The sequence below is a fragment of the Sphingomonas sanguinis genome, assembly GCF_019297835.1.
Taxonomy (GTDB): domain Bacteria; phylum Pseudomonadota; class Alphaproteobacteria; order Sphingomonadales; family Sphingomonadaceae; genus Sphingomonas; species Sphingomonas sanguinis_D.
In genome coordinates, this window is the sequence record NZ_CP079203.1 from 3,548,873 (window position 1) to 3,570,782 (window position 21,910).

Consider the following 21,910-nt stretch of genomic DNA (forward strand, 5'->3'; position numbering starts at 1 on the left):
ATGTGCCATCCGGCCCGATGGGCGAAAGGGACGGCAATGAACGTCCTGTTCATCGAGGACGACCGGATGAACCGCCGCGTCGTGCGTGACATGCTGGATGTCGCGGGGGCGACCATGGCGGAGGCGGAGAATGCCGAACTCGGCCTGGAGATGATCGACCGCGACCAGTATCACATGATCCTGATCGACCTGCGGATGCCGGGCATGGACGGCATCACCGCCATCCGCCACATCCGCGCCCGCGGCGATGACAAGGCCGAGGTGCCGATCATTGTGGTCACCGCCGACAGCGGCGTTGACCTGCGCGAACGCTGCCTGAGCGCGGGGGCCGACGATGTGATCGTGAAGCCGGTCGCGATGGATCAGTTGTTCGAGGCGATGGGCCGTATCCTGGCGGGGGATCGCGGCGCGATCATCGGCTGATTATTCGCCCGCCTCGGGCTTCGGCTTCAGCGCCTCGGCCAGCGACGCGGTGGCGCTGCCGCGCTTGGCGGGCACCGGCTGCGACGGATCGGGCGCCCAGCCGGTCAGGAAGACCAGGTTGAATTGTTCGGGCACGCGGCCATCGGGATCGGCCATCTCGGCAAAGGCCGCCGCCGCCGCCGCCAGTGCGTCCCGCCCGATCGGACGCCGCTCGGCCAGCAGGTTGCTCGCCCCCATGCCGCGCAGATCGCCCAGCAGCCGACCGAAATCGCGGTAGCGGACCGCCAGCGTCTCGATATCCGCGACCGGCAGGGTAAAGCCCGCGCGCATCAGCAGGTCGCCGGCCGAGCGTACGTCAACTTGCGGATGGAGCCGCGCGACCGGCCGCTCCGCTTCGGCGACACGCAGCGCGGCGCGCAGGCGGGGCAGCGATCCGCCGCCGACGAACGCGCCCAGGAACAGCCCGTCGGGGCGCAGCACCCGGCGGATCAGCGTCAGCGCGCCGGGCAGGTCGTCGATCTGGTCGAGCACGCCCGCGCTGACCACTAGATCGAAGCTGCGATCGGCGAAGGGCAGGCGGTCCTCGTCGCCCTGAACGCCCTGCGCGGCGCGGGCAAAGGCGAAGCCGGGGTCCAGCCGCGCCACCCGCGCACCCGGCGGGGGCAGGAAGCCGCCGTCGAAACAGCCCAGGTCCAATATGTCGTGGAACGGGCGGGTGACAGCATCCAGCCGCTCGGCCAGCCCGTCGAGCATCGCGGCACGCAGGAAATCATGCTCGGCGAAATCGGGCTGGGCACGGTCGCGGCGCAGGCGGCGGGCGCGACGGTCGAAGATGGTGGACATGCTCACCCGCGCGCTTGTGCGCGCTCGCGCGATCGGGGACAAGGCAAAGCCGATGGGGGCGGGATCGAAACAGACCGGATTTGCGATGGAGCGGGGCCGCGCCGTGCTCGCCGCCCCCTTGCTCGCGCTGGCCCACTGGGCCTTGCCGCCGCGCTGTCCGGGTTGCGCCGAGCCGGTCGAGGCAGATCATCGTTTCTGTGGGCCGTGCTGGGGACAGTTGCGGTTCCTAGACACGCTCGGCTGTACGGGTTGCGGAATGCCGCTGGGCGGGCTGTCGGGGCGATGCGGGGCATGTCTGGCCAATCCGCCGCGCCACGCGGGGGTGTATGCCGCCGTCGCCTACGGCCCCATCGCGCGCGAGCTGCCGATCCGGCTGAAACATGGCGGGCGGATCGGTGTGGCCGAGACGATGGCGGGGCCGATGGCGCGGCGGATACCGCCGGGGGCGGACCTGCTGGTCCCCGTTCCGCTTCACCGTTGGCGCTTGTGGCGGCGCGGCTTTAACCAAGCGGTGCTGATCGGCGAGAGCGTGTCCCGGCGCAGCGGCGTGCCGATGGCGCGGCAGGTCCTCCAGCGGGTACGCGCGACGCCGCTGTTGCGCGGACTGTCCCCCAGACAGCGGCGCGCGGCGGTGACGGCGGCGTTTCGCGTCACCGACCCGGCGGCGGTAAAGGGGCGGCATGTCGTGCTGGTCGACGATGTCTATACCACCGGTGCGACGGCCGGGGCGTGCGTCCGGGTGTTGCTGGCGGCGGGGGCGGCATCGGTGGCGATCCTGTGCTGGGCGCGGGTCATCGACGGGGCGGACGATTGACAAGCGGCGTCCCGCGACACACCTGAAGGGCATGGCAAAGGTCGAAATCTACACCAAGGCGTTCTGCCCCTATTGCACGCGGGCCAAGGCGCTGCTCGCCTCCAAGGGCGTCGAGCCCCAGGAATATGACATCAGCATGGGCGGCCCCCAGCGTGCCGAGATGATCCAGCGCGCGAACGGTCGCACCACCGTGCCGCAGGTCTTTATCGACGGACAGCATATCGGCGGCTCGGACGATCTGGCGGCGCTGGACAAGCGCGGAGGGCTCGACCCGCTTCTGGCGGCATGACCCGAATCGGGGTGTTGCAGATGACGGCGGGGATCGATCCCGCCGCCAATGCCGGGATTCTGGAGCGCGCCATCGCCGAGGCGGCGGCGAAGGGCGCGGCAATGCTGTTCACGCCGGAGATGTCCGGGCTGATCGACCGCGATCGTGCGCGGGCGGCGGCGCATCTGGTGTCCGAAGGCGAAGACCCGGTGCTTGCCCGCGTTCGCACGGCGGCGGCGGCGCATGGTCTGTGGGTCCATCTCGGCTCGCTGGCGGTGCGGGAAGCGGATGGCCGGTTGGCCAATCGCGGCTATGTCATCGACGACCGTGGCGATATCCGCGCCCGTTATGACAAGATGCACCTGTTCGACGTCGACCTGCCCAGCGGCGAAAGCTGGCGCGAATCGGCATCCTATGCGCCGGGCGAGCAGGCCGTGGTGGTCGATACGCCAGTCGGTCGCCTAGGCCTCGCCATCTGTTACGACCTGCGTTTCCCGGCGCTGTTCGCCGCGCTGACCGAGGCGGGGGCGACGATCCTGTCGGTGCCCGCCGCCTTTACCCGGCCGACGGGCGCGGCGCACTGGCATGTGCTGCTCCGCGCCCGCGCGATCGAGGCGGGGGTGCATCTGGTCGCCGCCGCCCAGACCGGCGAGCATCAGGACGGCCGTGCCACCTATGGCCATTCGCTGGTCGTCGGCCCCTGGGGCGAGGTGCTGCTCGACATGGGCGAGGCGGCGGGGCTGGGCTTTGCCGAGATCGATCCGGCGCAGGTCGAGTCGGTGCGCGAACGTTTGCCCGCCATCCGCCATCGCCGCGCCATTCCGCCAGTGGTGCAGGCATGATCGTCTTCGATCTGCGCTGTGCGGGCGGCCATGTATTCGAGGCCTGGTTCGCCTCCTCGGCCGCCTATGCCGAACAGCGCGACAAGGCGCTGGTCGAATGCCCGCTCTGCGGCGATCGCAGCATCGAGAAGGCGGTCATGGCGCCGCAGATCGCCGCCAAGGGCAACAGCAAACCCGACTCGCCCAGTCCGCAGGCGATGAAGGCCGCGCTCGAACATCTCGCCCAGGCGCAGGCGAAGATGCTGGAGACTTCCACCTGGGTCGGCGGCGCCTTCGCAGAAAAGGCGCGCGCCATGCATGAGGGCGAGGCGCCCGTGACGCAGATCCACGGTCAGGCCAGTCTGGCCGAGGCCAAGGCGCTGATCGAAGAGGGGGTGCCGGTCGCCCCCTTGCCCTTGCCCGTGGTGCCGCCCAAGCTGGCGAACTAGACCGGCCATCGCGCCCGTCAAACCGCTCTGGACCACGCCGCGCCCCGCCTGTATCACCCGGCCTGCATGGGGCCCCGTAGCTCAGCAGGATAGAGCATCAGATTCCTAATCTGAGGGCCACTGGTTCGAATCCAGTCGGGGTCACCATGCAGTATGCCGTCGCCACCCGGATCGAAGATGGGTAATCATAACGATTGCGAAACGGCTTTTCGACAAGTCAAACGACAGTCATGGCACGAAACGTGATCTTAAGAGGTCGACGTCATAACCCCCATATTCTCGGGGTGTTCGATGATGAAGAATCTGAAGATCAGCAACAAGTTGTTCGTGGCGTTCGGCATTCTGGCCACCGCCCTGGTCGTCACGATGGTGCTGTCCATCATGAGCCAGCAGCATCTGAACAGCGTAGCCGAAAATCTTGGGCGCGTTCGCCGCGACAAGCTGGTTGCCATCTCGCTGATCAACACCGCGACATCAGATTATCGCGTCTATGAGGCATCGGTCATTCTCTTCACCGAGACCGACCAGATTGCCTCCGCAGTTCGTGACCTGAAGGAACGGTCCGAGGCGATCGCCAAAAGCGAAGCTTTTCTGGACCGCACTTTGTCTGCGCCCAATTCGATCGCCCAGTTCCGCACGTTCCGCGAACATTGGGGGACGTACGAGCAAATGTCGCGCAAGACGATCGATCTCGGCAGTCGGAATTTGAATGAGGAAGCGCTGGCGAACTTCCGGGCGAGCAAGGCTATCTTCGATACCGCGAACAAGGACGCGGCCATCATGACCGACCTTCAGGTCGCCCTGATGGACAAGGAAATGAACGAGGCGACGCAAACCTATATCTGGTCGCGCAATGCATCGATTGCGATCTCGCTGCTGGTGCTGGCCCTGACCGGCTATCTGCTGATGACGCTGATCCGCGGTATCGCCAATCCGTTGGCGGCGATGACCGTCGCGATGCGGCGGCTGGCGACGGGCGACCTGAACACGACGCTGGAGGTCGAGCCGCGTCGTGACGAAGTCGGCCAACTGGCGGAGGCGATGGTCGCTTTCCGTGACCAGCTCGTCGGGGCGGAGCGCGCCAAGGCCGAACAGACCAGCCTGATCGTCAGCAGCGTCGGCAGCGGCCTCGACGCGCTGGCGCAGGGCGACCTGACCAAGCGGATCGACGCGGACCTGACCGGGCCGTTCGCAAAGCTGAAACAGGATTTCAACAACGCGATGGACTCGGTGTCCGCCACGCTGACCGCCGTGAACGCCAGCGCGCAGGGGATCACCAACGGCGCCGCCGACATTCGCGAGGCGTCGGACGACCTGTCGCACCGCACCGAGCAGCAGGCGGCCAGCCTTGAGGAAACCGCCGCTGCGATGCACGAGATCACGGAGACGGTGCGCGAAACGGCGGAAAACGCCAAGCGCGCCAATCAGGCGGTCACCGAAACCCGTACCGATGCCGATCAGTCCACGGACGTGGTGCGGAAAGCGGTCGAGGCGATGCACGGCATCGAACGCTCGTCGCATGAGATCAGCGAGATCATCGCGGTGATCGACGGCATCGCCTTCCAGACCAATTTGCTGGCCCTCAACGCCGGTGTCGAGGCGGCGCGGGCCGGGGATGCGGGCAAGGGCTTTGCGGTCGTCGCCAGCGAAGTGCGCGCGCTGGCGCAGCGTTCGGCCGACGCCGCCAAGGACGTGAAGGAGCGGATCACCGCCTCGACCCAGCAGGTCGACGCCGGGGTTCAACTGGTCGCGCAGGCGGGCAATGCGCTGACCCGCATCACCGGCCGGATCGGCGAGATCAATGCGCTCGTCTCCGACATCGCCTCGGCCGCTGCGCAGCAGGCGACCGGCTTGCAGCAGGTGAACACCGCCGTCGCCGAGATGGACGGCGTGACCCAACAGAATGCCGCGATGGTCGAACAGGCCACCGCCGCTGCGCGCAGCCTGTCCGAAGAAACCGGCAACATGACTCGAGAGGTCGGCCGCTTCCGTCTGATCGACGGCGGAATGCCCGCACGGACACCCGCGCCGGTCCATCATTCGCCGGTCCACCAGCTCCAGGCCCGCGTAGCCCAGGCGACCCCGCGCATCGCCGCCGCTCCGCGCGTCGCCCGCGCATCGAGTGCCGCCGCAGCGGTCGTGGTCGACGACGGCGACTGGTCGGAATTCTGATCCCCCTTCACAGGGGGGGGCGGCAAAGCCTGTTCGTCACAGCCGCCCGACCACCGTTCCGGCCCGAATCGCCTCTCCCTCCACCAGCGTCTCGGCCAGTCGCATCCCCTTGGGCAGGAACAGGATGATGGTCGAACCATGCTCGAACCAGCCCATCTCCTCGCCCTTGCCGATCCGGGCGGAACAGGCGGTGCGGCCGGGGCCATGGTCGCGCAGGCTCTCGACGGTATCCAAGCAATGTAGCCGGATGCTCGCGACCAGGATCGCGGCGACAGGCACGATCAGCAGCGGCAGGCCGGACATCAGCGTCCGCGCCTCGATCACCGCGCGTTCGTTGCGGCAGAACAGGCGTTCGACCCGCTTCAACGCGATCGGATTCACGTTCCAGCAGTCGCCCGACAAATAGGTCACGCCCTCGACCACGATGTCGGTCGGCGCATGGAAGCGATGATACATGCCCGCCGTCAGCCGCAGCGTCAGGAAGGAGCCGTCGCGGAACCGCTCGACCAGCTCGGGGTCGGGGATCAGATCGCCCAGGCGATAGGGAAAGCCCTTCACCTGATAGAGTCGGTCGTCCTCGATCCGGCCATGCGCACCGACCAGCGCGTCGCACGGGGAGGCGATGGTTTCGGGATCGCTGTCGAACGCCCGCGCGCCGTCGCGCAAGGGCCGGACGAAACCGTCGCGCAGCGATCGGAACCGGGTCGTGCGCGCATCGGAAAGGTCGACGCCCGCGAAGAATTTCCAAAGCGCCAAGCTGGGCTTGGCGATCAACGGATGCTCGATCCGGGCGAGTCGGCCGACCGCTTTCGTCGCGAAACGGCGCGGCAGGCGGTTGGTGACGAGGAAATTGATGTCCTCGTTCAGGAAGAACCGCATGATGGGTCCACGCATTGTCATGCCTCCGTCATGGGTACGCGGTCAAAGGCCGCATGAACCCGATTCTCACTGGCCTGCTGGCCGCTTCCGCCGGTGCCGTTGCCCTGACGAAGGGGCATCGGCGGCTGACCCTGTCGCGCGCCAAGCATCCGGGGCTGGGCGGCCATGTCCGCATGGCCAAGCGGATTGCCGGGCAGATCCCGTTCTACAGCTATGGCGAGGATCGCTTCTTCCGCGTCGACGATGCGCCGGACGCGATTGCCGACCAGCGGCGCGCCGGGTTCGAGCGCCTGGGCGCGCTGTTCGCCGAGCGTTACGCGCAGACGCTGGCGCTGACCCGCGATACACGAAGCGGCCTGTCCGACCTGCAATTCACCGGCGCGTACCGGGTACCGTTCCAGTTTCGCGAGAAGGTGCGCACGACGCTGGCGACCGGCGCCTTCTATCAGCGCTCGGAAGGGCCGATCCTGGTCGATCTGGACGGCAACCGGCTGATCGACCTGACCGGCTCCTACGGCGTCAACCTGTTCGGTAACGACTTCTACAAACGGACCATGGCCGAGGGGGCCGAGATGGTCGGGGAACTGGGCGGGGTGCTCGGCTTGTTCCACCCGGTCGTCGCCGACAATGTCCGCCGCCTGACGACCCTGACGGGGATGGACGAGGTGTCCTTCCACATGTCGGGCACCGAGGCGGTGATGCAGGCGGTGCGGCTCGCCCGCTATCATACCAAGCGGCCGCGTCTGGTACGGTTCGCGGGCGCCTATCATGGCTGGTGGGGCGATGTGCAGCCGGGCATCGGCAACCCGGTGCCCGCCGACCGGACGCTGACGCTGGCCGACATGTCCGAGCGCACGTTGAAGGTGTTGGCGACGCGCAAGGACATTGCCTGCGTGCTGGTCAACCCGCTCCAGGCGATGCACCCCAATGGCTCGGCCCCTTCGGACGGGCAGCTGGTCGATGGCGGGCGCAAGGCGGGGGCGGACCTGGCCGCCTATCGCGACTGGCTGCACCGGCTGGCCGAGACATGCCGTGCGAACGGCATCGTCCTGATCTTCGACGAGGTGTTCATGGGCTTCCGCCTGGCGAAGGGCGGGATGCCGGAGTATTTCGGGGTGAAGCCCGACCTCATCACCTATGGCAAGACGCTGGGCGGGGGCCTGCCGGTCGGGGTGCTGTGCGGCCCGGCGCATCTGATGAAGCGGTGGCGGGAGGATCGCCCCGTCGACATCTGCTTCGCGCGCGGCACGTTCAACTCGCACCCCATGGTGATGGGGGCGATGAACGCCTTTCTGCGACGGCTGGAAACGCCCGAGATCGCCGCGCTGTATGACGGGCTGGACGAGCGATGGAATGCCCGCGCCGCGATGTTCAATACGCGGATGGCGGCGGCGGGGCTGCCCCTGTCGGTCGCGCATGTCCAGACGATCTGGACCATCCTCTATTCGGTCGCCTCGCCCTATAACTGGATGCTGCAATATTATCTCCGGGCGGAAGGTCTGGCATTGAGCTGGGTCGGAACCGGGCGGCTGATCTTCAGCCTCGACATCGACGACGCCCTGTTCGCCGATATTTGCGACCGCTTCGTTGCAGCGGGACAACAGATGCGTGACGATGGCTGGTGGTGGACCTCGCCCGAGACACCGCAGGAGCTGAAGGCGGCGAACAAGGCGATCCGGCGGCGGATCTTGAAGGAGTCGCTGGCGGTGCGGTTGGGGCGGGGTGCTTAGATCCCCGCCAGCCTTTACTTCTCCCCCTCCCGCAGGCGGGAGGGGGCCGGGGGGAGGGCATGGTGTCTCACCGAGCTTGTCGCCTGTGGCTTTCCCTCCCCCATCCCCTCCCGCTTGCGGGAGGGGAGCGGCCAGACGAGAGGGTGGAATATAAAAATGGGCGGCGGTCCTTGCCGGACCGCCGCCCTTCTCCGTCGCAAAGCGAAATTTACGCCGCCTTCAAATCCTCGAAATCATCGACATCGTGATGATCCATCCGCTCGCCCTTCATCAGGCGGCGGGGTGCGCTCTTGTACATCTTGAAGTCGTTGAAGGGGTCGGTGACGATCTTGGTCGCCCAGACCAGCCCGGTCTCCAGATCGCGCTTCGCCCAGAGCTGCATCACCCGCACGAAGATCGCGCTGACGCCCAGGCCGAGCCAGCCGATGCCGACATGGCGCAGATAGCCCATGAAGCCGTCCGGATATTCCAGCGTGCCGAACAGCGTCGGCTGGACCAGCAGCACGACCGGGATCGCGCCCCAGATGCCCATCAGCACATATTTGCGCGCCAGATTATAGCCGACCTTGATCTCTTCCTTATGCTCATGCGTCGCCTTGTTCACATGGTCATAGCCCTTGGGCTCGAAGAAGAAATGCCCGGCCTGGCGGCTGGTCATCGCCACGCCCCAGGCGAGCAGGCTGGCGACCGCCGGATCGATGAACAGCAGCACATAGGCGGTCAGGAAGGTACAGGCGCTGACGAAGTGCAGGCTCTGATTGACCAGGCTGTGATGATAGAAGCGATGATCGTCCCACCGCTGTTCGGCGAGCTGCGCGCGGAAACCCGTCATTGGACTTGTCCTTGGAGGGAGGGCTGGCGCTTGGCGAAGCGGACCAGCGAGAAATGGCCGAGCGGGGGCAGGGGGCGGCTTTCGACCAGTTCCACGTCGCCGCGCGTCGCCGCCCAGTCGGTATAGCGTTCGAACGGAAAGTCGGTGCGAAACCCTAAGCGACTGGTGATCGGCATCAGCGTCTTTTCGATCCGTCCACGAAGCCCGTCGCCCGCGCCCACCCGCGTCGTGATGACGATCTCGCCACCGGGGCGGCAGATGCGCGCGAACTCGTCCAGCGCCCGCTCCGGGTTGGGGACGGCGGTGATGACATATTGCGCGACCACCACGTCGAAGCTGTTGTCGGCGAATTGCAGCGCCTCGGCATCGCCGTAGGCGATCTGCTCGACATGGGTCAGCTGGCCGCTGCGAACCCGCTCGCGCGCCTTGTCGAGCATCGGCTCGGACAGGTCGACGCCGACGATGCGGTTGGCCCGCGAATATTGGGGAAGCGAGATGCCGGTGCCGACCCCCACTTCGATGATCCGGCCACCGATCCGCTCGGCGGCGACGATGGCGGCGGAGCGGCCTTTCTTGAAGACGGGGCCGAAGACCAGGTCATAGACAGGCGACCAGCGATCATAGGCCTTGGTGACGCTGGCGGTACTCATCTGCGTTGCCATCGAAGGGGCATCCCGTTGAACGACGATGCGACCCCTGTTCGCAGCAGGCGGTGACAGTTTCACGACAAATGGCGTGTCATCTGCGAGAATTTCGCAATAGCGCAACGAAAATGTCATCGCGCATGCATGAATATGTCGCATATGTCAGTTAGGGAATAAGATGGACGCACTGTTCTATGTGAATGGACGTGCCCTGTGATCTGCCGGACGCATCGGTCTATGCTGGTGCTGGGGTGGAATATATTTTCCTTATTCTTTGCCATTTAAACGCCGCGATTCGATCGGGACTCATGGTTCGGCGAAGAGTGGCGTGGAAAACTGTGCGGCGCGAATGACGATGCCCGGTCGGTCAGGCCTTCCGCCTGATGGCGAGTTTTACCGTGAATGTGGCGAAATTCACCACGCATTAGCATCGTGCGCAATTACAGAAAACACTAAGCCTCTGAAATTCCACGTCTTATGTGTATGGCATGACTAATGCAGTAACTCACCTGCCGGGGTGATCCGGCACAAAGGGAGTTACCACCATGTTGCTGACATTGCTGATCGCATCGACCCTGTCCGCCGCTCCGGCCCGTGAGCCCGTCGAGCCGAACACCGTCACGCTGAACACCGTCGCGGTCGCGACCACGGATATCCAGCCGTCCAAGGCGACCCGCTATTGCGCCGTCGGTCAGATCACCGGCTCGCGTATTCCGGTCAAGGTCTGCCGCACCGCCGACGAGTGGATCGCGAAGGACGGCGAACTTCCCACCGGCCGCATCGCGCGTCGCTAAGCCTCGAAAAGCGGAGACCCATCATGATGTTCGCCCTGCTCGCCGCCGCTGTCGCCCTGTCGACGCCGTCGTCCGCTCCGTCGCTGCGCGACGAGGTGGCCAAGCCAGCCGCTCCTGCGGTCGAAGCCGCCGCGTTGCCGACCGCGCCCACGGCCGCCGCAAAGCCGACCCGCTATTGCTTTCTGAATGTCGAGGAAGACCATATCATGCGCGGCAAGGTCTGCATGACGCGCAAGCAATGGATGTGGCGCGGTGTCGACCCGCTCAACTATATCGGTCGTACCAAGTGAAGCACGGGAAACGGGGCCGCCATTCCAGGACGGCCCCACCCGGCGCGAATCAGCCCAGATCGCGCGAATAGACGTTATAGGTCTTGTTGACGTCGCTCTTGATGGTCTCGGCGATTGAGCGCATCCCCTGATTGTCATCCAGGATCCAGCCGATCTCGCCACGCGACGCACCATATTTGGTGACCGAGGCCTGGCGGATATATTCGATCATCATGAAGGCCAACTGGCTGGCCATGCGCGACGACTGAAGCTCCTTGACCACGCCCATCAGCGGCACGCGCATCGTCCGCACCTTTGGCGCGCGCAGCCAGAGCAGCAGCTTGGCCCAGCCGAAGGGAAGCAGGCTGCCCTTGAGCGGCTTGATCGCCTCGTTCAGGTCGGGGAGCGTGATCATGAACGCGACCGGCTTGCCGTCCAGCTCGGCGATGCGGATCAGGTCGTTGAACACGATCGGCTTCAGCTTGACGCCGACATCCTTGATCTCGGGCGGGGTGAGGGGGATGAAGCCCCAGTTATCCGACCAGGCATCGTTCAGGATGCTCAGGATGATCGCGGCCTCTTCCTCGAACTTGGCCTTGTTCACCTCGCGCACGCGAATGCGCTCGTTCTTCTCGCCCGATTTGATGATCCGCTGGACGATGGGCGGGAATTCCTGCGTGATGTCCAGCTCATAGGTGAAGAGCTGCTTGACGACGCCGTAACCGGCACCCTCGATCCAACCCTGATATTCGGGGCGCGCATGGCCCATCATGATCGTCGGGTCCTGGTCGAAGCCCTGGACCAGCAGACCCGGCTCTTCCCAGACCGATTGCGACACGGGACCGATCGCGCGGGTCATGCCCTGGTCGCGCAGCCAACCCTCGGCGGCGGCGAGCAGCGCCTTGAACACGTCCTGGTTCACCGCATCCATCAGGCCCCAGAAGCCGACGCCCGGCCCGAACCCCTTGGACGGCTCCATCTCCAGCGCCAGCGTGTCGAGATGCGCCGAGATGCGGCCCACGACCTTGCCATTCTCTTCCGCCAGGAACAGCTGCGCCTTGGCATGGCTGTACCAGCCATTCTTTTCCGGGGTGATCAGTCCCAGCGCCTCGCCCTTCAGCGGCGGAACCCAGTGGGGATCGTCGGCGTAAAGGCGAAAGGGGAAGTCGACGAAGATCTTGCGATCCGACTTCGAAGAGATGGGGCGGATGGAAACGGTCATGGGATGCGGTCCGGCAATGATTTTGCCATCGTTCCTAACCGCCCGCGTCGATCATAGCGAGTGAGGATTCCGTCATGGCGGGCCGTGGGAATGCCACCGTGTCGCCACTATGTGGGGGCAAAGGATAGAGCTATGGAATCGACGCTTTCTTTTGAACGGAGTGCGCATGCCGTCGCAGCGGCCCCTTCCGTGCGTGTCCCGATTGCGGACGACAAGGCGATGCTGCGCGCCGCCGCCGAGCTGACCCGCGACCTGATCGCGCCGCGTCCCGGCCTTTACTGGGGCGATATGGTGGGCAGCGCGCTGGTCGGCTATGCGGCGCTGGCCGTGGCGGTGACCGCATCGTCGACGGGCGTGATCGTGGTGGCCTCGGTCGTGGCGGTGCTGGCGCTCTATCGCGCTCTGCTGTTTATCCACGAAGTCAGCCATATGAAGCATTCGGCGCTGCCGCGTTTCCGCGAAGGGTGGAACGCGCTGGTCGGTGTGCCGCTGCTGACGCCCGCCTTCATGTATGAGGGGGTGCACAACCTGCACCACGCCAAGACGCGGTACGGCACGGCGGACGATCCCGAATATCTGCCGCTGGCGCTGATGAAGCCCTGGACGCTGCCGGTGTTCATCCTGGTGTCGGCATTGGCCCCGCTGGGGCTGCTGATCCGCTTTGCGATCCTGTCGCCTTTGTCCTGGGTCATTCCCGGCCTGCGCAAGGTGGTGGTCGAGCGCTATTCGGCGCTGGCGATCAATCCGCATTTCCGCCGCCGTATGCCCGAGGGGGAGGCGCTGGTCCGCTTCAACCGCACCGATGCGGCGGCCTCGATCTGGGCGATCGCGCTGATCGTGCTCGTTGCGACGGGCGTGATCCCGGTGCGCGGTTTCGCGATCGGCTTTGCGATCGGCTCGGCGGTGGCGGTGCTGAACCAGGTCCGCACGCTCGTCGCCCACCTATGGGAGAATGAGGGCGAGCAGATGACGGTGACGGCGCAGTATCTGGACTCGGTCAATGTGCCGCCTCCCGCGCTGTTGCCGGGCCTGTGGGCGCCGGTGGGACTGCGTTATCATGCGCTGCACCACCTGCTGCCGTCGCTGCCCTATCATTCGCTGGGCGAGGCGCACCGCCGGATCAGCGCGGCGCTGACCCCGGATTCGCCCTATCACAAGGCGAGCTACAAGGGCCTGCCGGGGCTGGTGGCGAAGATCGGGATGAGCACGATCCGCCGGGGGAAGTAATCCCCCGGCACCGGCCGTCGGTTATCGTGCAATTCCGTACCTCCGTTCGCACTGAGCGAAGTCGAAGTGCACGGGCCATCATCGCAGCTTGGTGGACGTTTTCCCTTGGCCTTCGACTTCGCTCAGGCTGAACGGAGGGAGGTAAAGGGGGGCGCCAGCCTACCCCCTCACTCCTCCGTCCGGAACAGTACCGCTTCGCCGATCAGGAAGAACAGCAGGATCGGTGCCCAAGCCGCGAGGAAGGGTGGGTAGGCGCCCAGATCGCCCATCGCCATCGAGAAATTGTCCGCCACGAAATAGGCAAAGCCCAGCGCCATGCCGATCACGGCTCGGACGAACAGCTTGCCCGACCGCGCAATGCCGAACGCCGCGACCGCGCCGAGCAGGGGCATCAGCATGGCCGACATCGGCGCGGACAGCTTGTGCCAAAGCGAACCTTCCAGCGACTTGGTCGGCCGTCCCGCTTCCTGCAGGTCGGTGATCGCGCTCGACAGCGCGCCGAAGGACAGGTTGTCGGCGTTCACGCTGGCCAGCGTCAGTTGCTCGGGCGACACGCCGCGCCCGACGATCAGCGAGGGATAGTTGGTCAGCTTGCCCGACTTCACCTCGAACCGGGTCGCCGGGCCGATCTGCCAGCCATCGCCCGAGCGCACGCCGCGCGGGGCCCGCACGATCGCCTGGAGGCTGCCGCCCGCGCGGTCGTAGAGAGTTACGCCGCCCAGCTGGGTCTTCGCGCCCCGGCCCTGGATCAGATCGACCGAGATCAGGTCGTCGCCGTCGCGCACCCAGACATTGGCCCGGTCGCCGCTGTCGATGGGCAGGGGGCCATATTGCACCTTCTGCCAGGCCGACAACGTCGCGCTGGCGCGCGGCACGATGCGGTCGTTGAACGCGAAGCTGAACGCCGCCACGCCCGCGCTGGCGATCAGCAGGGGGGCGAGCACCTGATGCGCCGACATGCCCGCCGCCTTCAGCGCGATGACCTCGGAATTCTGGTTCATCGTGAAGAAGGTCAGGATCGTGCCGAGCAGCACCGAGAAGGGCAGCAGGAACGAGATGATCTGCGGCGCGCGCAGCGACACGTATCGCCACACCTGCGCCTGTCCGTTGCCCGGCGCGGCCAGCACCGCACCGGATTCGCTCAGCACGTCGAGCGTCTGGAGCACCAGCGCCACCGCGAACAGGATCGCGAAGGTGCGGATCAGGAACATTTTCGCCATGTAGATGGCGATCGTCCTCGACGGGAAAATGTTGGACAGGCTCATGCCGTATAGGCCTTTTTACGGCGGCGGCCGGGTATCCAGCGCCCGATCGCCTTGGCCAGCTTGGCCACCCCGCGCTCCAGCGCGCCGATCGGCTGCCCGCCGGGCACATAGGCGGTGACATAATACATCCACAGGACCAGCCCCGCGAACACCGCGAATGGCCCCCATAGCGCCAGGATGGGGTTCACTCGCCCCAGCGCGCCGATATCGGCGGCATATTGGTTCACCTTGAAATAGGTGACGAGCATCACGATCGACAGGAACACACCCAGCGCCGAGGTCGATCGCTTGGGCGGGATGCCCAGCGACACCGCGAGCAGCGGCAACAGGAACATCGTCACCACCTCGACCACGCGGAAGTGGAATTCGGATCGGCTGCCGGCGCGTGCCTCGGCACTCTGCGCCTCCTGACCGTGACGGGCCAGCTCGGGCAGGGTGAACTCTAGGTCGCGGCCGCCGCGCTGGCGGAAATTGTCGAACTTAGGCAAGTCGATCGGCAGGTCATGGCTGGAGAAGGTCAGCACGCGCGGCGCCTTGAACTCGGGCCGGTTGTGGATCAGCGTGCCGTTGGTCAGGCGGAAGATGATGACGTTGGGATCGTCGGTCGCCAGGAAGCGCCCGCGCTCCGCCGTCACGCCGATCCAGTCGCCCTTCGACGTGTTGGCATGGACGAAGATGCCCGACAGGTCGCGGCCATTGTCCCGGCTCTCCTCGATGCGCAGGGTCATCCGGTCGCCCAGATGGGTGAACTCGCCGACCTTGATCGACGCCCCCAGCGCGCCGGTGCGCAGCTCGTAGCGCAAGCCCTCGTAATAATAGCGGGCGACCGGCTGGATATAGCCGACGATCGCCAGGTTCAGCGCGGCCAGCACGATCGCATACATGTACGGCACGCGCAGCAACCGGGTATAGCTCATGCCCACGCCGCGCATCACGTCCAGTTCGGACGAGGTGGCGAGGCGGCGGAAAGCGAGCAGGATGCCCAGCATCAGCCCGATCGGAATGCCCAGCCCCAGATATTCGGGCAGCAGGTTGGCGAGCATCCGCCACACGACGCTGATCGGCCCGCCTTCGGTCGCGACGAATTCGAACAGGCGGCGGATGCGATCGAGCACCAGCAGCATCGCCGAGATGAGCAGCGTCGCGAACAGCGGCAACGCGATCAACCGGGCCATGTAGCGATCGATGGATTTCATGCGGGGGACATCACTCGCGCGATAAAACGGCCATGGCTATACGGGCGCGGGCAGGGCGCGTCACCCCTTGTTTGCGAAGGATTCCCTTGGCCTTCGACTTCGCTCAGGCTGAACGGAGTGAGGGACATGGAGCTTGATACCAAAAGCCGTTCAGCCCGAGCGAAGTCGAAGGCTACGTACCGCACCCCTCAAGCCGCCGCGCTGACCAACCCCTCCGCCCGCTTCAACGCCGCCGCCACCGCGCGCTCCAGCCCGGCCAGCGTGAAGGGTTTGCGCAGCACCTCATGCCCCTCGAACCCGGTCGCCTGCGCGTCGCCCGCGAAGCCGGTGACGAACAGCACCGCCAGATCGGGATGGCGCGGGCGGATCGTCGCGATCAGCTCGGGACCGGTCAGGTGCGGCATCAGCACGTCGGACACGATCAGCCCGATGCCCGGATGCCGTGCCAGCAATCCTTCGGCCTCGCGCGAGTCGTTGCAGGGGATGGGATCATGGCCCAGCTCTTGAAGCGCGCTCATCGTCGCGGCGAGTACGCGGGGATCGTCCTCGACCAGCAGGATGCGCAGCGCTCCCTCTGCTTCCGCCTCGACTTCGGGCGCGGCCAGCGGGGTCTCAACCGGCATCGCGGGGGCGGGTGCGTCATGACGGGGCAGATAGAGGCTGACCGTCGTGCCCTTGCCCGGCGCGCTCTGGATGGTCACGTCGCCGCCCATCTGGCCGACCAGCCCGAAAATCTGGCTGAGACCCAGCCCGGTGCCCTTGCCCGCGGGCTTAGTGGTGAAGAACGGCTCGAACACGCGTTCGATCACCTCGGGCGTCATGCCGTCGCCGGTGTCGGCGACTGACAGCACCACATAATCGCCCGCCTCGGCACGGGGCAGGGCATGGGGCCCCATGCGCATTTCGGCGGTGCGGATGGTCAACTGGCCGCGCCCGTCCATCGCATCGCGGGCGTTCACCGCCAGATTGAGGATCGCATTCTCCATCTGGGTTCGATCGCCGAACAGCGTCCAGCCGGTCGTCCAGTCCTCGACCTTCACCTTCACCCCGTCGCCGAGCGTCCGGTCGAGCAGGTCGCGCATACCCTCGACCAGACGGCGCGGCACCAGAATCTCAGGCGCCAGCGCTTCCTCGCGGCTGAACATCAGCAGGCGGCGGGTCAGTGCGGCGGCGCGGTGCGCTCCCTCGGTCGCGCTCTCCAGATGGCGCGCCATGTCGTCGGGCGACTGGGTGCGGCGGGCGAGTTCCAGCCCGCCCAGTACGACCGCCAGCATGTTGTTAAAGTCATGCGCGATGCCCCCGGTCAGCTGGCCCAGCGCGTCCATCTTCTGCGCCTGACGCAGCTTGGCTTCCTGGACCTTCAGCTCCTCGGTCGCGACCTCGACCGCACTGGCCAGTTCCTCGGCTCGGGCGCGTTCGGCGCGCGCTTCGGCATGGGCCTCGGCCCGCTCGCCCACCGCGCCGACGATGATCCATGCCAGCGCGATGCCGCCCAGCACCAGCACGATGCCGAACACGACGAGGCCGCTCGCGATCTTGTTGGAATGCTGGACCGTCTCCTGCGCAGCCTGGGATCGCTGTTGCAGCAGCACCCGCTCGCCATCGGTCAGACGGGCGAGCAGATCGTTGATCTTGAGCAGCGCCTCGGCCTGACGCGCCTGATAATAAAGGCCATAGGCTTGGCGGTTGAGGTGATAGGTGGTCGACAAAGCGATCGTCGACAATTCGCGACCGCGCGCTTCATAGGCCTGGCGGAGCTCGTCGATCAGGCGTTGTTGCTGCTGGTCCTCGATTATCCGGTCGAGCCGGTCGAGCTGAACCCCCGCCGTCGTCCATTCGTCCTGATAGAGCTGGCCCAGCTTGCGGTCGCCCGAGATGACGTAGCGGCCCAACGACGCCTCCGACCGGGCGATGGTGCCCGCCAACGTGCGCGCGGCGATCATCACGTCATAGCTGTGGCTCTGCCGCTCCAGCGCGCGGTCGCGCTCGCGATTGGCGTGGCCCAGCGTGATGACGAGCATGGCCAACGTCACCGCGCCCGCCACCGCCATCGCGATCAGCGCAAAGGTCCGCCACCGGCCGACCCCGCCAAGCTCGTCCTGATCCATCACGGGCGCGACGCTATCCTCGACGGTCGGATATTGCAAAGCCGGGCCGGATATAGCCGTGCGGCTTTTACGGGGCCGCTTACCCCTTCCTCCCCCAGAGGGGGAGGGGGACCATGCGGAGCATGGTGGAGGGGTGTCGGCATCTGCGGTCCGCTCCCATCAGGCGGTGACACCCCTCCGTCAGGCCTGCGGCCTGCCACCTCCCCTAGCAGGGGAGGATGAAAGGGGGCCGACCCGAAAACGGGGTCAGGCGATGACGCCGACTGCCTGACCCGCGGCGCGGAACATGCCCAGCACCGTCTGGATCTGCTCAGGCGTATGCTCTGCGCAGATCGAGCAGCGCAGCAGATAGGTGCCCGCCGGGGTCGCGGGCGGACGCGCCATGTTCACATACAGCCCACCGTCGAGCAGCGCCTGCCACATGATGACCGCCTGTTCCTGGTCCTCCAGGATGACCGCGACGATCGCGCTGTCGCAATTCTCGGTGCCCAAGCGGAAGCCCATGTCCTTCAGTCCGCCATGAAGCGCGCGAGCGTTCGACCATAGCCGCTCGCGCTTTTCATGCGCCGTCATCAGCTTGCGGATCGAGGTCGCGGCGGTCGCGACGACCGAGGGGGGCAGCGAGGCGGTGAAGATATACGGGCGGCAGGCCAGGCGAACCGCCTCGAACTTCGGATTGTTGGACACGACGAAGCCGCCGACCGTGCCGACCGACTTGGAGAAGGTGCCGACAACGAAATCGACCTGGCCTTCCAGCCCCTGCGCCTCGTACACGCCGCGTCCGTTGGGGCCGAAAAAGCCCATCGAGTGCGCTTCGTCGACCAGCACCATCGCGCCATGCTTCTTGGCGACGGCGACCATCTCCTTCAGCGGGGCGATGTCGCCCAGCATCGAATAGACGCCCTCCAGCACGACCAGCTTGGCCGGTTCCTTGGGCAGGCGGCCGAGCCGCTTGTCGAGATCCTCGACCGAGTTGTGGCGGAAGCGGACGATCTCGGCATTGCCCTGCTGGCAGCCGTCATAGATCGACGCATGGCTGTCGGCGTCGAGAATGACGTACTCGCCCTTGCCCGCCAGCGTCGAGATGATGCCGAGATTGGCCATGTACCCGGTCGAGAAGACGATCGCGCCGGTCGTGCCGTAGAACTCCCGCAGCGCCTGTTCGACGTCCATATGGTCGTGAAAGGTGCCGTTGAGCATCCGGCTGCCATTGGTGCCCGAACCGAACTTCTCCAGCGCTTCCTTGCCCGCCGCGATGACGTCGGCGTCGAAGGTCATGCCCATATAATTATAGGTGCCGAGCAGGATCGTATCCTTGCCGCGGATCACCGCCTCGGTGGGCGACTTCACCTGTTCCATCACGATCGCGAAGGGATCGGTGACCCCTGAGTCGAGCAGCTTCTGCCGCTCGGCGATCAGGCCGTCGAACTTGGAGAGCAGGTCGCGCTCGGGGGCAACCTCCTGTGCATCTGCGGGCAGGGCATGGGGCTGGGCGGCGGCTTCGGTCATGGGAGGGTCCGTCTCGGGCGCTTCAGGGTCAGGCTTGCTTCAGCTTTTCGACCGCGTCGACCAGCTGGCCGACATTCTCGATCTCGGCCTGCATGTTCATCGTGATGATGATCTCGAACTCGTCCTCGATGGCGGCGACGAAATCCATCACGGTCAAGCTGTCCCACTCCAGGTCGCCCTGGAAGGTCGTCGCCTCGGTCAGCGCGACGCCCTTCTTGTTGAAGGGCGCGATCTGGGCCGCGACGGTGTCGAAAATGGCTTGGCGGTCGCTCATGATGATCCTTTCAGTCGGGCGCCCAGTGGCACCCAAATGCGGCGGCTTTTCGACCACCTGTATGTTCGCTGCTATAGCAAGCCGTTGGCGCGATACCACCGTGCCGTATCGGCCAGCCCCTTGGCCAGCGGGATGGCGGGCTCCCACAGCGCCGGGTCGGGGCGAAGCGCAGGGTCGGCGGTCCAGTCGGGGTGGCAGAGATAGCCGACCCGGTCGGGGGTCAGCTTGGCGCCGTTGCCCCGCAGTTTCCGGTCGATCCTCGCACCCAGGCTCAACAAACCTTTCGGCAGATGCAGCGTCATCACCCGCCGCCCGACCGCCGCGCCCATGGCGGATGCCAGTTCGGCATGGGTCAGCACCTGTCCGTCATCGACCTCCAGCACGGCGCGGGGACCATCGGTGGCGACGAGTGTGGTCAGCAACCGCGCGAAATCCTCGACCGCGATCAGCGACAGCTTGCCAGGCGGAGGCATGAAGGCGAGGCCGAGTTTGGCGGTGCGGAACACGTCCAGCCACTCGGTATCGTGCGGGCCATAAATGCCGCTCGGCCGGACGATCGTCCAGTCGAGGCCGCTGTCCGCCACCACATCCTCGGCCTGTCGCTTGGACCAGCCATAGACGGACAACTCGGGCTCGCGCGCCGACAGCGAGGAGACATGGACGAAGCGCCGAATGCCCGCCGCCTTCGCCGCATCGACCATGGCGCGCGTGCCATCGATATTGCCCGCGACGAAGCCTTCGCGGTCGGGCGCATTCACCACGCCCGCGATATGGAGCACGGCGTCGGCCCCCTCGACCAGCGTGGCGAGGCTCTCCGGCTTGTCCAGCGCGCCGGCGATCCAGGTGAGCCCGGCGCGCGACGGCTGGGCGCGCCGGGTGAGGGCGCGCAAAGTGAGGCCCGAACCGGCGGCACGGTCCACCACCGCGCGACCGACGAAGCCGGTCGCTCCCGTCACCGCGACGATCATAGCAGGGCCAGATGGTTGCGATGGATCAGCGCGGCGCGCGGGGCGTGACCCAGTATCTCGGCCTGCTGGTCCGAGCGGGTGCCGACCAGCGCGCGCGCCTCGGTCGAGTCATATTCGCTGAGCCCCCGCGCGATGGTGCCGTTCGGCCCCTCGATGGTGACGAGGTCGCCGCGCGCGAAATGGCCCTGCACGGCAGTCGCGCCCGCCGCGAGCAGGCTGTTGCCCTCTGCCAGTGCCCTGGCCGCGCCCGCATCGACGTGAATCGCGCCGCGCGCAGTCAGGCCGCCTGCCAGCCATGCCTTGCGGGCGGGGGCGCCCTTTTCGGCGACGAAGATCGTGTGGCGGGCGGGGGTGGAGAGCGGATGGTCGATCCGCCCCGAGGCGATGGCGAGATGCGCGCCCGCGCTGACCGCGATGCGCGCGGCGGCGATCTTCGACACCATGCCGCCCGACCCCATGCCGGAGGCGGAGCCGCCATCGGCCATGCCGCTGACCGAGTCGATTCGCTCAACCCGCTCGATATGGCGGGCGTCCGGGTTGGTGTGCGGGTTGCTGTCGTACAGTCCGTCCACGTCGGACAGCAGCAGCACGCCGTTCGCGCCCGCCGCTTGCCCCACCCGCGCGGCGAGTCGGTCATTGTCGCCGAAGCGGATTTCCTCGGTGGCGACGCTGTCATTCTCGTTGATGACCGGCACCACGCCCAACCCCAGCAGCCGGTTCAGCGTCGCGGCGGCGTTCAGGTAGCGGCGGCGATCCTCCAGATCGTCGAGTGTCACCAGCATCTGCGCGGCGGTTAGTCCTTGCGCGTGGAGCAGTTCGGCCCAGGCCTGGCTGAGCGCGATCTGGCCAGTCGCGGCGGCGGCCTGCGCATCCTCCAAGCTGGCGCGGCCGCCCTTGGACAGGTCCAGTCGGCGCGCGCCGAGCGCGATCGCGCCCGACGAGACGATCGCGATCTGCTGCCCCTCGCGGACGCGTGCGGCGATGTCGGCGACCAGTCCGGTCAGCCAGTCGCGACGGACTTCGCCCTCGGGCGTCACGAGCAGGGCGGAGCCGACCTTGACGATCAGCCGCTGGCAGGGGGGCGGGGGGAAGATCATTGTGGAATGGAGTGCCAAGATTGCCGGTCTCTGCGAGGCGCTTTTCCCTCCCCCGGCCCCTCCCGCCTGCGGGAGGGGAGAAGAAAGAGCGAATAGCTCGCCAAGT

Annotated in this window: 22 protein-coding genes and 1 tRNA gene; 11 read left to right on the forward strand and 12 right to left on the reverse strand. The window is 66.4% G+C overall.

Going from position 1 to position 21,910, the window contains the following annotated elements:
* Nucleotides 1-36: 36 nt before the first annotated feature.
* Nucleotides 37-423, forward strand: coding sequence for a response regulator (locus tag KV697_RS16585; RefSeq protein WP_219019124.1), 387 nt, complete (start codon nucleotides 37-39; stop codon nucleotides 421-423).
* On the opposite strand, the gene KV697_RS16590 is transcribed toward KV697_RS16585, so the two are convergent.
* Nucleotides 424-1,266: a class I SAM-dependent methyltransferase gene (locus tag KV697_RS16590; RefSeq protein ID WP_219021460.1), complete on the reverse strand. Its 843-nt coding sequence runs from the start codon at nucleotides 1,264-1,266 to the stop codon at nucleotides 424-426.
* Between KV697_RS16590 and KV697_RS16595 the strand changes: the two genes are divergently transcribed.
* From KV697_RS16595 to KV697_RS16620, 6 genes are all read left to right on the forward strand, one after another.
* Nucleotides 1,265-2,080, forward strand: coding sequence for a ComF family protein (locus KV697_RS16595; RefSeq protein ID WP_306822657.1), 816 nt, complete (start codon nucleotides 1,265-1,267; stop codon nucleotides 2,078-2,080). The genes KV697_RS16590 and KV697_RS16595 overlap by 2 nt on opposite strands.
* Before the next feature lie 31 nt (nucleotides 2,081-2,111).
* Nucleotides 2,112-2,369 (forward strand): glutaredoxin 3, encoded by a 258-nt coding sequence (gene grxC / locus KV697_RS16600; RefSeq protein WP_042486177.1) that lies wholly within the window; start codon nucleotides 2,112-2,114, stop codon nucleotides 2,367-2,369.
* Nucleotides 2,366-3,190: a carbon-nitrogen hydrolase family protein gene (locus tag KV697_RS16605; RefSeq protein ID WP_219019125.1), complete on the forward strand. Its 825-nt coding sequence runs from the start codon at nucleotides 2,366-2,368 to the stop codon at nucleotides 3,188-3,190. The genes grxC and KV697_RS16605 overlap by 4 nt, the downstream gene beginning before the upstream one ends.
* Nucleotides 3,187-3,618 (forward strand): DUF1178 family protein, encoded by a 432-nt coding sequence (locus tag KV697_RS16610; RefSeq protein ID WP_219019126.1) that lies wholly within the window; start codon nucleotides 3,187-3,189, stop codon nucleotides 3,616-3,618. Before KV697_RS16605 ends, KV697_RS16610 begins: the two co-directional genes overlap by 4 nt.
* Nucleotides 3,619-3,688: 70 nt before the next feature.
* Nucleotides 3,689-3,765: transfer RNA gene (locus tag KV697_RS16615), tRNA-Arg, on the forward strand.
* A gap of 144 nt (nucleotides 3,766-3,909) precedes the next feature.
* A complete protein-coding gene (locus tag KV697_RS16620) occupies nucleotides 3,910-5,790 on the forward strand; it encodes a methyl-accepting chemotaxis protein (protein ID WP_306822658.1) in 1,881 nt (626 codons plus the stop codon).
* 36 nt (nucleotides 5,791-5,826) lie between these two features.
* On the opposite strand, the gene asd is transcribed toward KV697_RS16620, so the two are convergent.
* Nucleotides 5,827-6,684, reverse strand: coding sequence for an archaetidylserine decarboxylase (gene asd / locus KV697_RS16625; RefSeq protein ID WP_257575386.1), 858 nt, complete (start codon nucleotides 6,682-6,684; stop codon nucleotides 5,827-5,829).
* A gap of 38 nt (nucleotides 6,685-6,722) precedes the next feature.
* Here asd and KV697_RS16630 point away from each other — a divergent pair, with 38 nt between their 5' ends.
* On the forward strand, nucleotides 6,723-8,399 hold the full coding sequence (locus KV697_RS16630) for an aminotransferase class III-fold pyridoxal phosphate-dependent enzyme (RefSeq protein ID WP_219019127.1): 1,677 nt from the start codon (nucleotides 6,723-6,725) through the stop codon (nucleotides 8,397-8,399).
* Between the two features lie 208 nt (nucleotides 8,400-8,607).
* On the opposite strand, the gene KV697_RS16635 is transcribed toward KV697_RS16630, so the two are convergent.
* Nucleotides 8,608-9,231, reverse strand: a complete 624-nt coding sequence (locus KV697_RS16635; RefSeq protein WP_219019128.1) for a hypothetical protein — start codon at nucleotides 9,229-9,231, stop codon at nucleotides 8,608-8,610.
* The gene (locus KV697_RS16640) at nucleotides 9,228-9,881 is read right to left on the reverse strand and encodes a class I SAM-dependent methyltransferase (protein WP_257575387.1); all 654 of its coding nucleotides are present in this window, start codon (nucleotides 9,879-9,881) and stop codon (nucleotides 9,228-9,230) included. The genes KV697_RS16635 and KV697_RS16640 overlap by 4 nt, the downstream gene beginning before the upstream one ends.
* Before the next feature lie 539 nt (nucleotides 9,882-10,420).
* Here KV697_RS16640 and KV697_RS16645 point away from each other — a divergent pair.
* Nucleotides 10,421-10,669, forward strand: coding sequence for a hypothetical protein (locus KV697_RS16645; RefSeq protein ID WP_219019130.1), 249 nt, complete (start codon nucleotides 10,421-10,423; stop codon nucleotides 10,667-10,669).
* Nucleotides 10,670-10,692: 23 nt separating this feature from the next.
* On the forward strand, nucleotides 10,693-10,959 hold the full coding sequence (locus KV697_RS16650) for a hypothetical protein (RefSeq protein WP_219019131.1): 267 nt from the start codon (nucleotides 10,693-10,695) through the stop codon (nucleotides 10,957-10,959).
* Between the two features lie 49 nt (nucleotides 10,960-11,008).
* Here KV697_RS16650 and KV697_RS16655 read toward each other — a convergent pair whose 3' ends face one another.
* Entirely contained in the window at nucleotides 11,009-12,160 is a 1,152-nt protein-coding gene (locus KV697_RS16655; RefSeq protein WP_219019132.1) for an N-acetyltransferase, read from the reverse strand.
* 132 nt (nucleotides 12,161-12,292) lie between these two features.
* Here KV697_RS16655 and KV697_RS16660 point away from each other — a divergent pair, with 132 nt between their 5' ends.
* The gene (locus KV697_RS16660; RefSeq protein WP_219019133.1) at nucleotides 12,293-13,387 is read left to right on the forward strand and encodes a fatty acid desaturase family protein; all 1,095 of its coding nucleotides are present in this window, start codon (nucleotides 12,293-12,295) and stop codon (nucleotides 13,385-13,387) included.
* Between the two features lie 167 nt (nucleotides 13,388-13,554).
* On the opposite strand, the gene lptG is transcribed toward KV697_RS16660, so the two are convergent.
* The 7 genes from lptG to proB all read right to left on the reverse strand — a co-directional run bounded on the left by lptG (nucleotide 13,555) and on the right by proB (nucleotide 21,804).
* The gene (gene lptG / locus KV697_RS16665) at nucleotides 13,555-14,652 is read right to left on the reverse strand and encodes an LPS export ABC transporter permease LptG (RefSeq protein WP_219019134.1); all 1,098 of its coding nucleotides are present in this window, start codon (nucleotides 14,650-14,652) and stop codon (nucleotides 13,555-13,557) included.
* Nucleotides 14,649-15,848 carry an LPS export ABC transporter permease LptF gene (gene lptF, locus KV697_RS16670; protein ID WP_219019135.1) on the reverse strand — a complete coding sequence of 400 codons (1,200 nt, stop codon included), beginning with the start codon at nucleotides 15,846-15,848 and terminating at the stop codon, nucleotides 14,649-14,651. The genes lptG and lptF overlap by 4 nt, the downstream gene beginning before the upstream one ends.
* 188 nt (nucleotides 15,849-16,036) lie before the next feature.
* Nucleotides 16,037-17,956 carry an ATP-binding protein gene (locus KV697_RS16675; RefSeq protein ID WP_219021464.1) on the reverse strand — a complete coding sequence of 640 codons (1,920 nt, stop codon included), beginning with the start codon at nucleotides 17,954-17,956 and terminating at the stop codon, nucleotides 16,037-16,039.
* Between the two features lie 246 nt (nucleotides 17,957-18,202).
* Nucleotides 18,203-19,465 carry a serine palmitoyltransferase gene (gene spt, locus KV697_RS16680; protein ID WP_219019136.1) on the reverse strand — a complete coding sequence of 421 codons (1,263 nt, stop codon included), beginning with the start codon at nucleotides 19,463-19,465 and terminating at the stop codon, nucleotides 18,203-18,205.
* Nucleotides 19,466-19,493: 28 nt separating this feature from the next.
* The gene (locus KV697_RS16685; protein WP_076711893.1) at nucleotides 19,494-19,739 is read right to left on the reverse strand and encodes an acyl carrier protein; all 246 of its coding nucleotides are present in this window, start codon (nucleotides 19,737-19,739) and stop codon (nucleotides 19,494-19,496) included.
* Between the two features lie 71 nt (nucleotides 19,740-19,810).
* Complete coding sequence (locus tag KV697_RS16690; RefSeq protein ID WP_219019137.1) at nucleotides 19,811-20,707, reverse strand: SDR family oxidoreductase; 897 nt, start codon at nucleotides 20,705-20,707, stop codon at nucleotides 19,811-19,813.
* Nucleotides 20,704-21,804: a glutamate 5-kinase gene (proB, locus tag KV697_RS16695; protein ID WP_219019138.1), complete on the reverse strand. Its 1,101-nt coding sequence runs from the start codon at nucleotides 21,802-21,804 to the stop codon at nucleotides 20,704-20,706. Before proB ends, KV697_RS16690 begins: the two co-directional genes overlap by 4 nt.
* Between the last annotated feature and the right edge of the window lie 106 nt (nucleotides 21,805-21,910).

Coding starts and splice junctions, on each gene's coding strand:
- KV697_RS16585 (WP_219019124.1), top strand. CDS start 37: ATGAACGTCCTGTTCATCGAGGACGACCGGATGAACCGCCGCGTCGTG.
- KV697_RS16595 (WP_306822657.1), top strand. CDS start 1,265: ATGCTCACCCGCGCGCTTGTGCGCGCTCGCGCGATCGGGGACAAGGCA.
- KV697_RS16590 (WP_219021460.1), bottom strand. CDS start 1,266: ATGTCCACCATCTTCGACCGTCGCGCCCGCCGCCTGCGCCGCGACCGT.
- grxC (WP_042486177.1), top strand. CDS start 2,112: ATGGCAAAGGTCGAAATCTACACCAAGGCGTTCTGCCCCTATTGCACG.
- KV697_RS16605 (WP_219019125.1), top strand. CDS start 2,366: ATGACCCGAATCGGGGTGTTGCAGATGACGGCGGGGATCGATCCCGCC.
- KV697_RS16610 (WP_219019126.1), top strand. CDS start 3,187: ATGATCGTCTTCGATCTGCGCTGTGCGGGCGGCCATGTATTCGAGGCC.
- KV697_RS16620 (WP_306822658.1), top strand. CDS start 3,910: ATGATGAAGAATCTGAAGATCAGCAACAAGTTGTTCGTGGCGTTCGGC.
- asd (WP_257575386.1), bottom strand. CDS start 6,684: ATGCGTGGACCCATCATGCGGTTCTTCCTGAACGAGGACATCAATTTC.
- KV697_RS16630 (WP_219019127.1), top strand. CDS start 6,723: ATGAACCCGATTCTCACTGGCCTGCTGGCCGCTTCCGCCGGTGCCGTT.
- KV697_RS16635 (WP_219019128.1), bottom strand. CDS start 9,231: ATGACGGGTTTCCGCGCGCAGCTCGCCGAACAGCGGTGGGACGATCAT.
- KV697_RS16640 (WP_257575387.1), bottom strand. CDS start 9,881: ATGAGTACCGCCAGCGTCACCAAGGCCTATGATCGCTGGTCGCCTGTC.
- KV697_RS16645 (WP_219019130.1), top strand. CDS start 10,421: ATGTTGCTGACATTGCTGATCGCATCGACCCTGTCCGCCGCTCCGGCC.
- KV697_RS16650 (WP_219019131.1), top strand. CDS start 10,693: ATGATGTTCGCCCTGCTCGCCGCCGCTGTCGCCCTGTCGACGCCGTCG.
- KV697_RS16655 (WP_219019132.1), bottom strand. CDS start 12,160: ATGACCGTTTCCATCCGCCCCATCTCTTCGAAGTCGGATCGCAAGATC.
- KV697_RS16660 (WP_219019133.1), top strand. CDS start 12,293: ATGGAATCGACGCTTTCTTTTGAACGGAGTGCGCATGCCGTCGCAGCG.
- lptG (WP_219019134.1), bottom strand. CDS start 14,652: ATGAGCCTGTCCAACATTTTCCCGTCGAGGACGATCGCCATCTACATG.
- lptF (WP_219019135.1), bottom strand. CDS start 15,848: ATGAAATCCATCGATCGCTACATGGCCCGGTTGATCGCGTTGCCGCTG.
- KV697_RS16675 (WP_219021464.1), bottom strand. CDS start 17,956: ATGGATCAGGACGAGCTTGGCGGGGTCGGCCGGTGGCGGACCTTTGCG.
- spt (WP_219019136.1), bottom strand. CDS start 19,465: ATGACCGAAGCCGCCGCCCAGCCCCATGCCCTGCCCGCAGATGCACAG.
- KV697_RS16685 (WP_076711893.1), bottom strand. CDS start 19,739: ATGAGCGACCGCCAAGCCATTTTCGACACCGTCGCGGCCCAGATCGCG.
- KV697_RS16690 (WP_219019137.1), bottom strand. CDS start 20,707: ATGATCGTCGCGGTGACGGGAGCGACCGGCTTCGTCGGTCGCGCGGTG.
- proB (WP_219019138.1), bottom strand. CDS start 21,804: ATGATCTTCCCCCCGCCCCCCTGCCAGCGGCTGATCGTCAAGGTCGGC.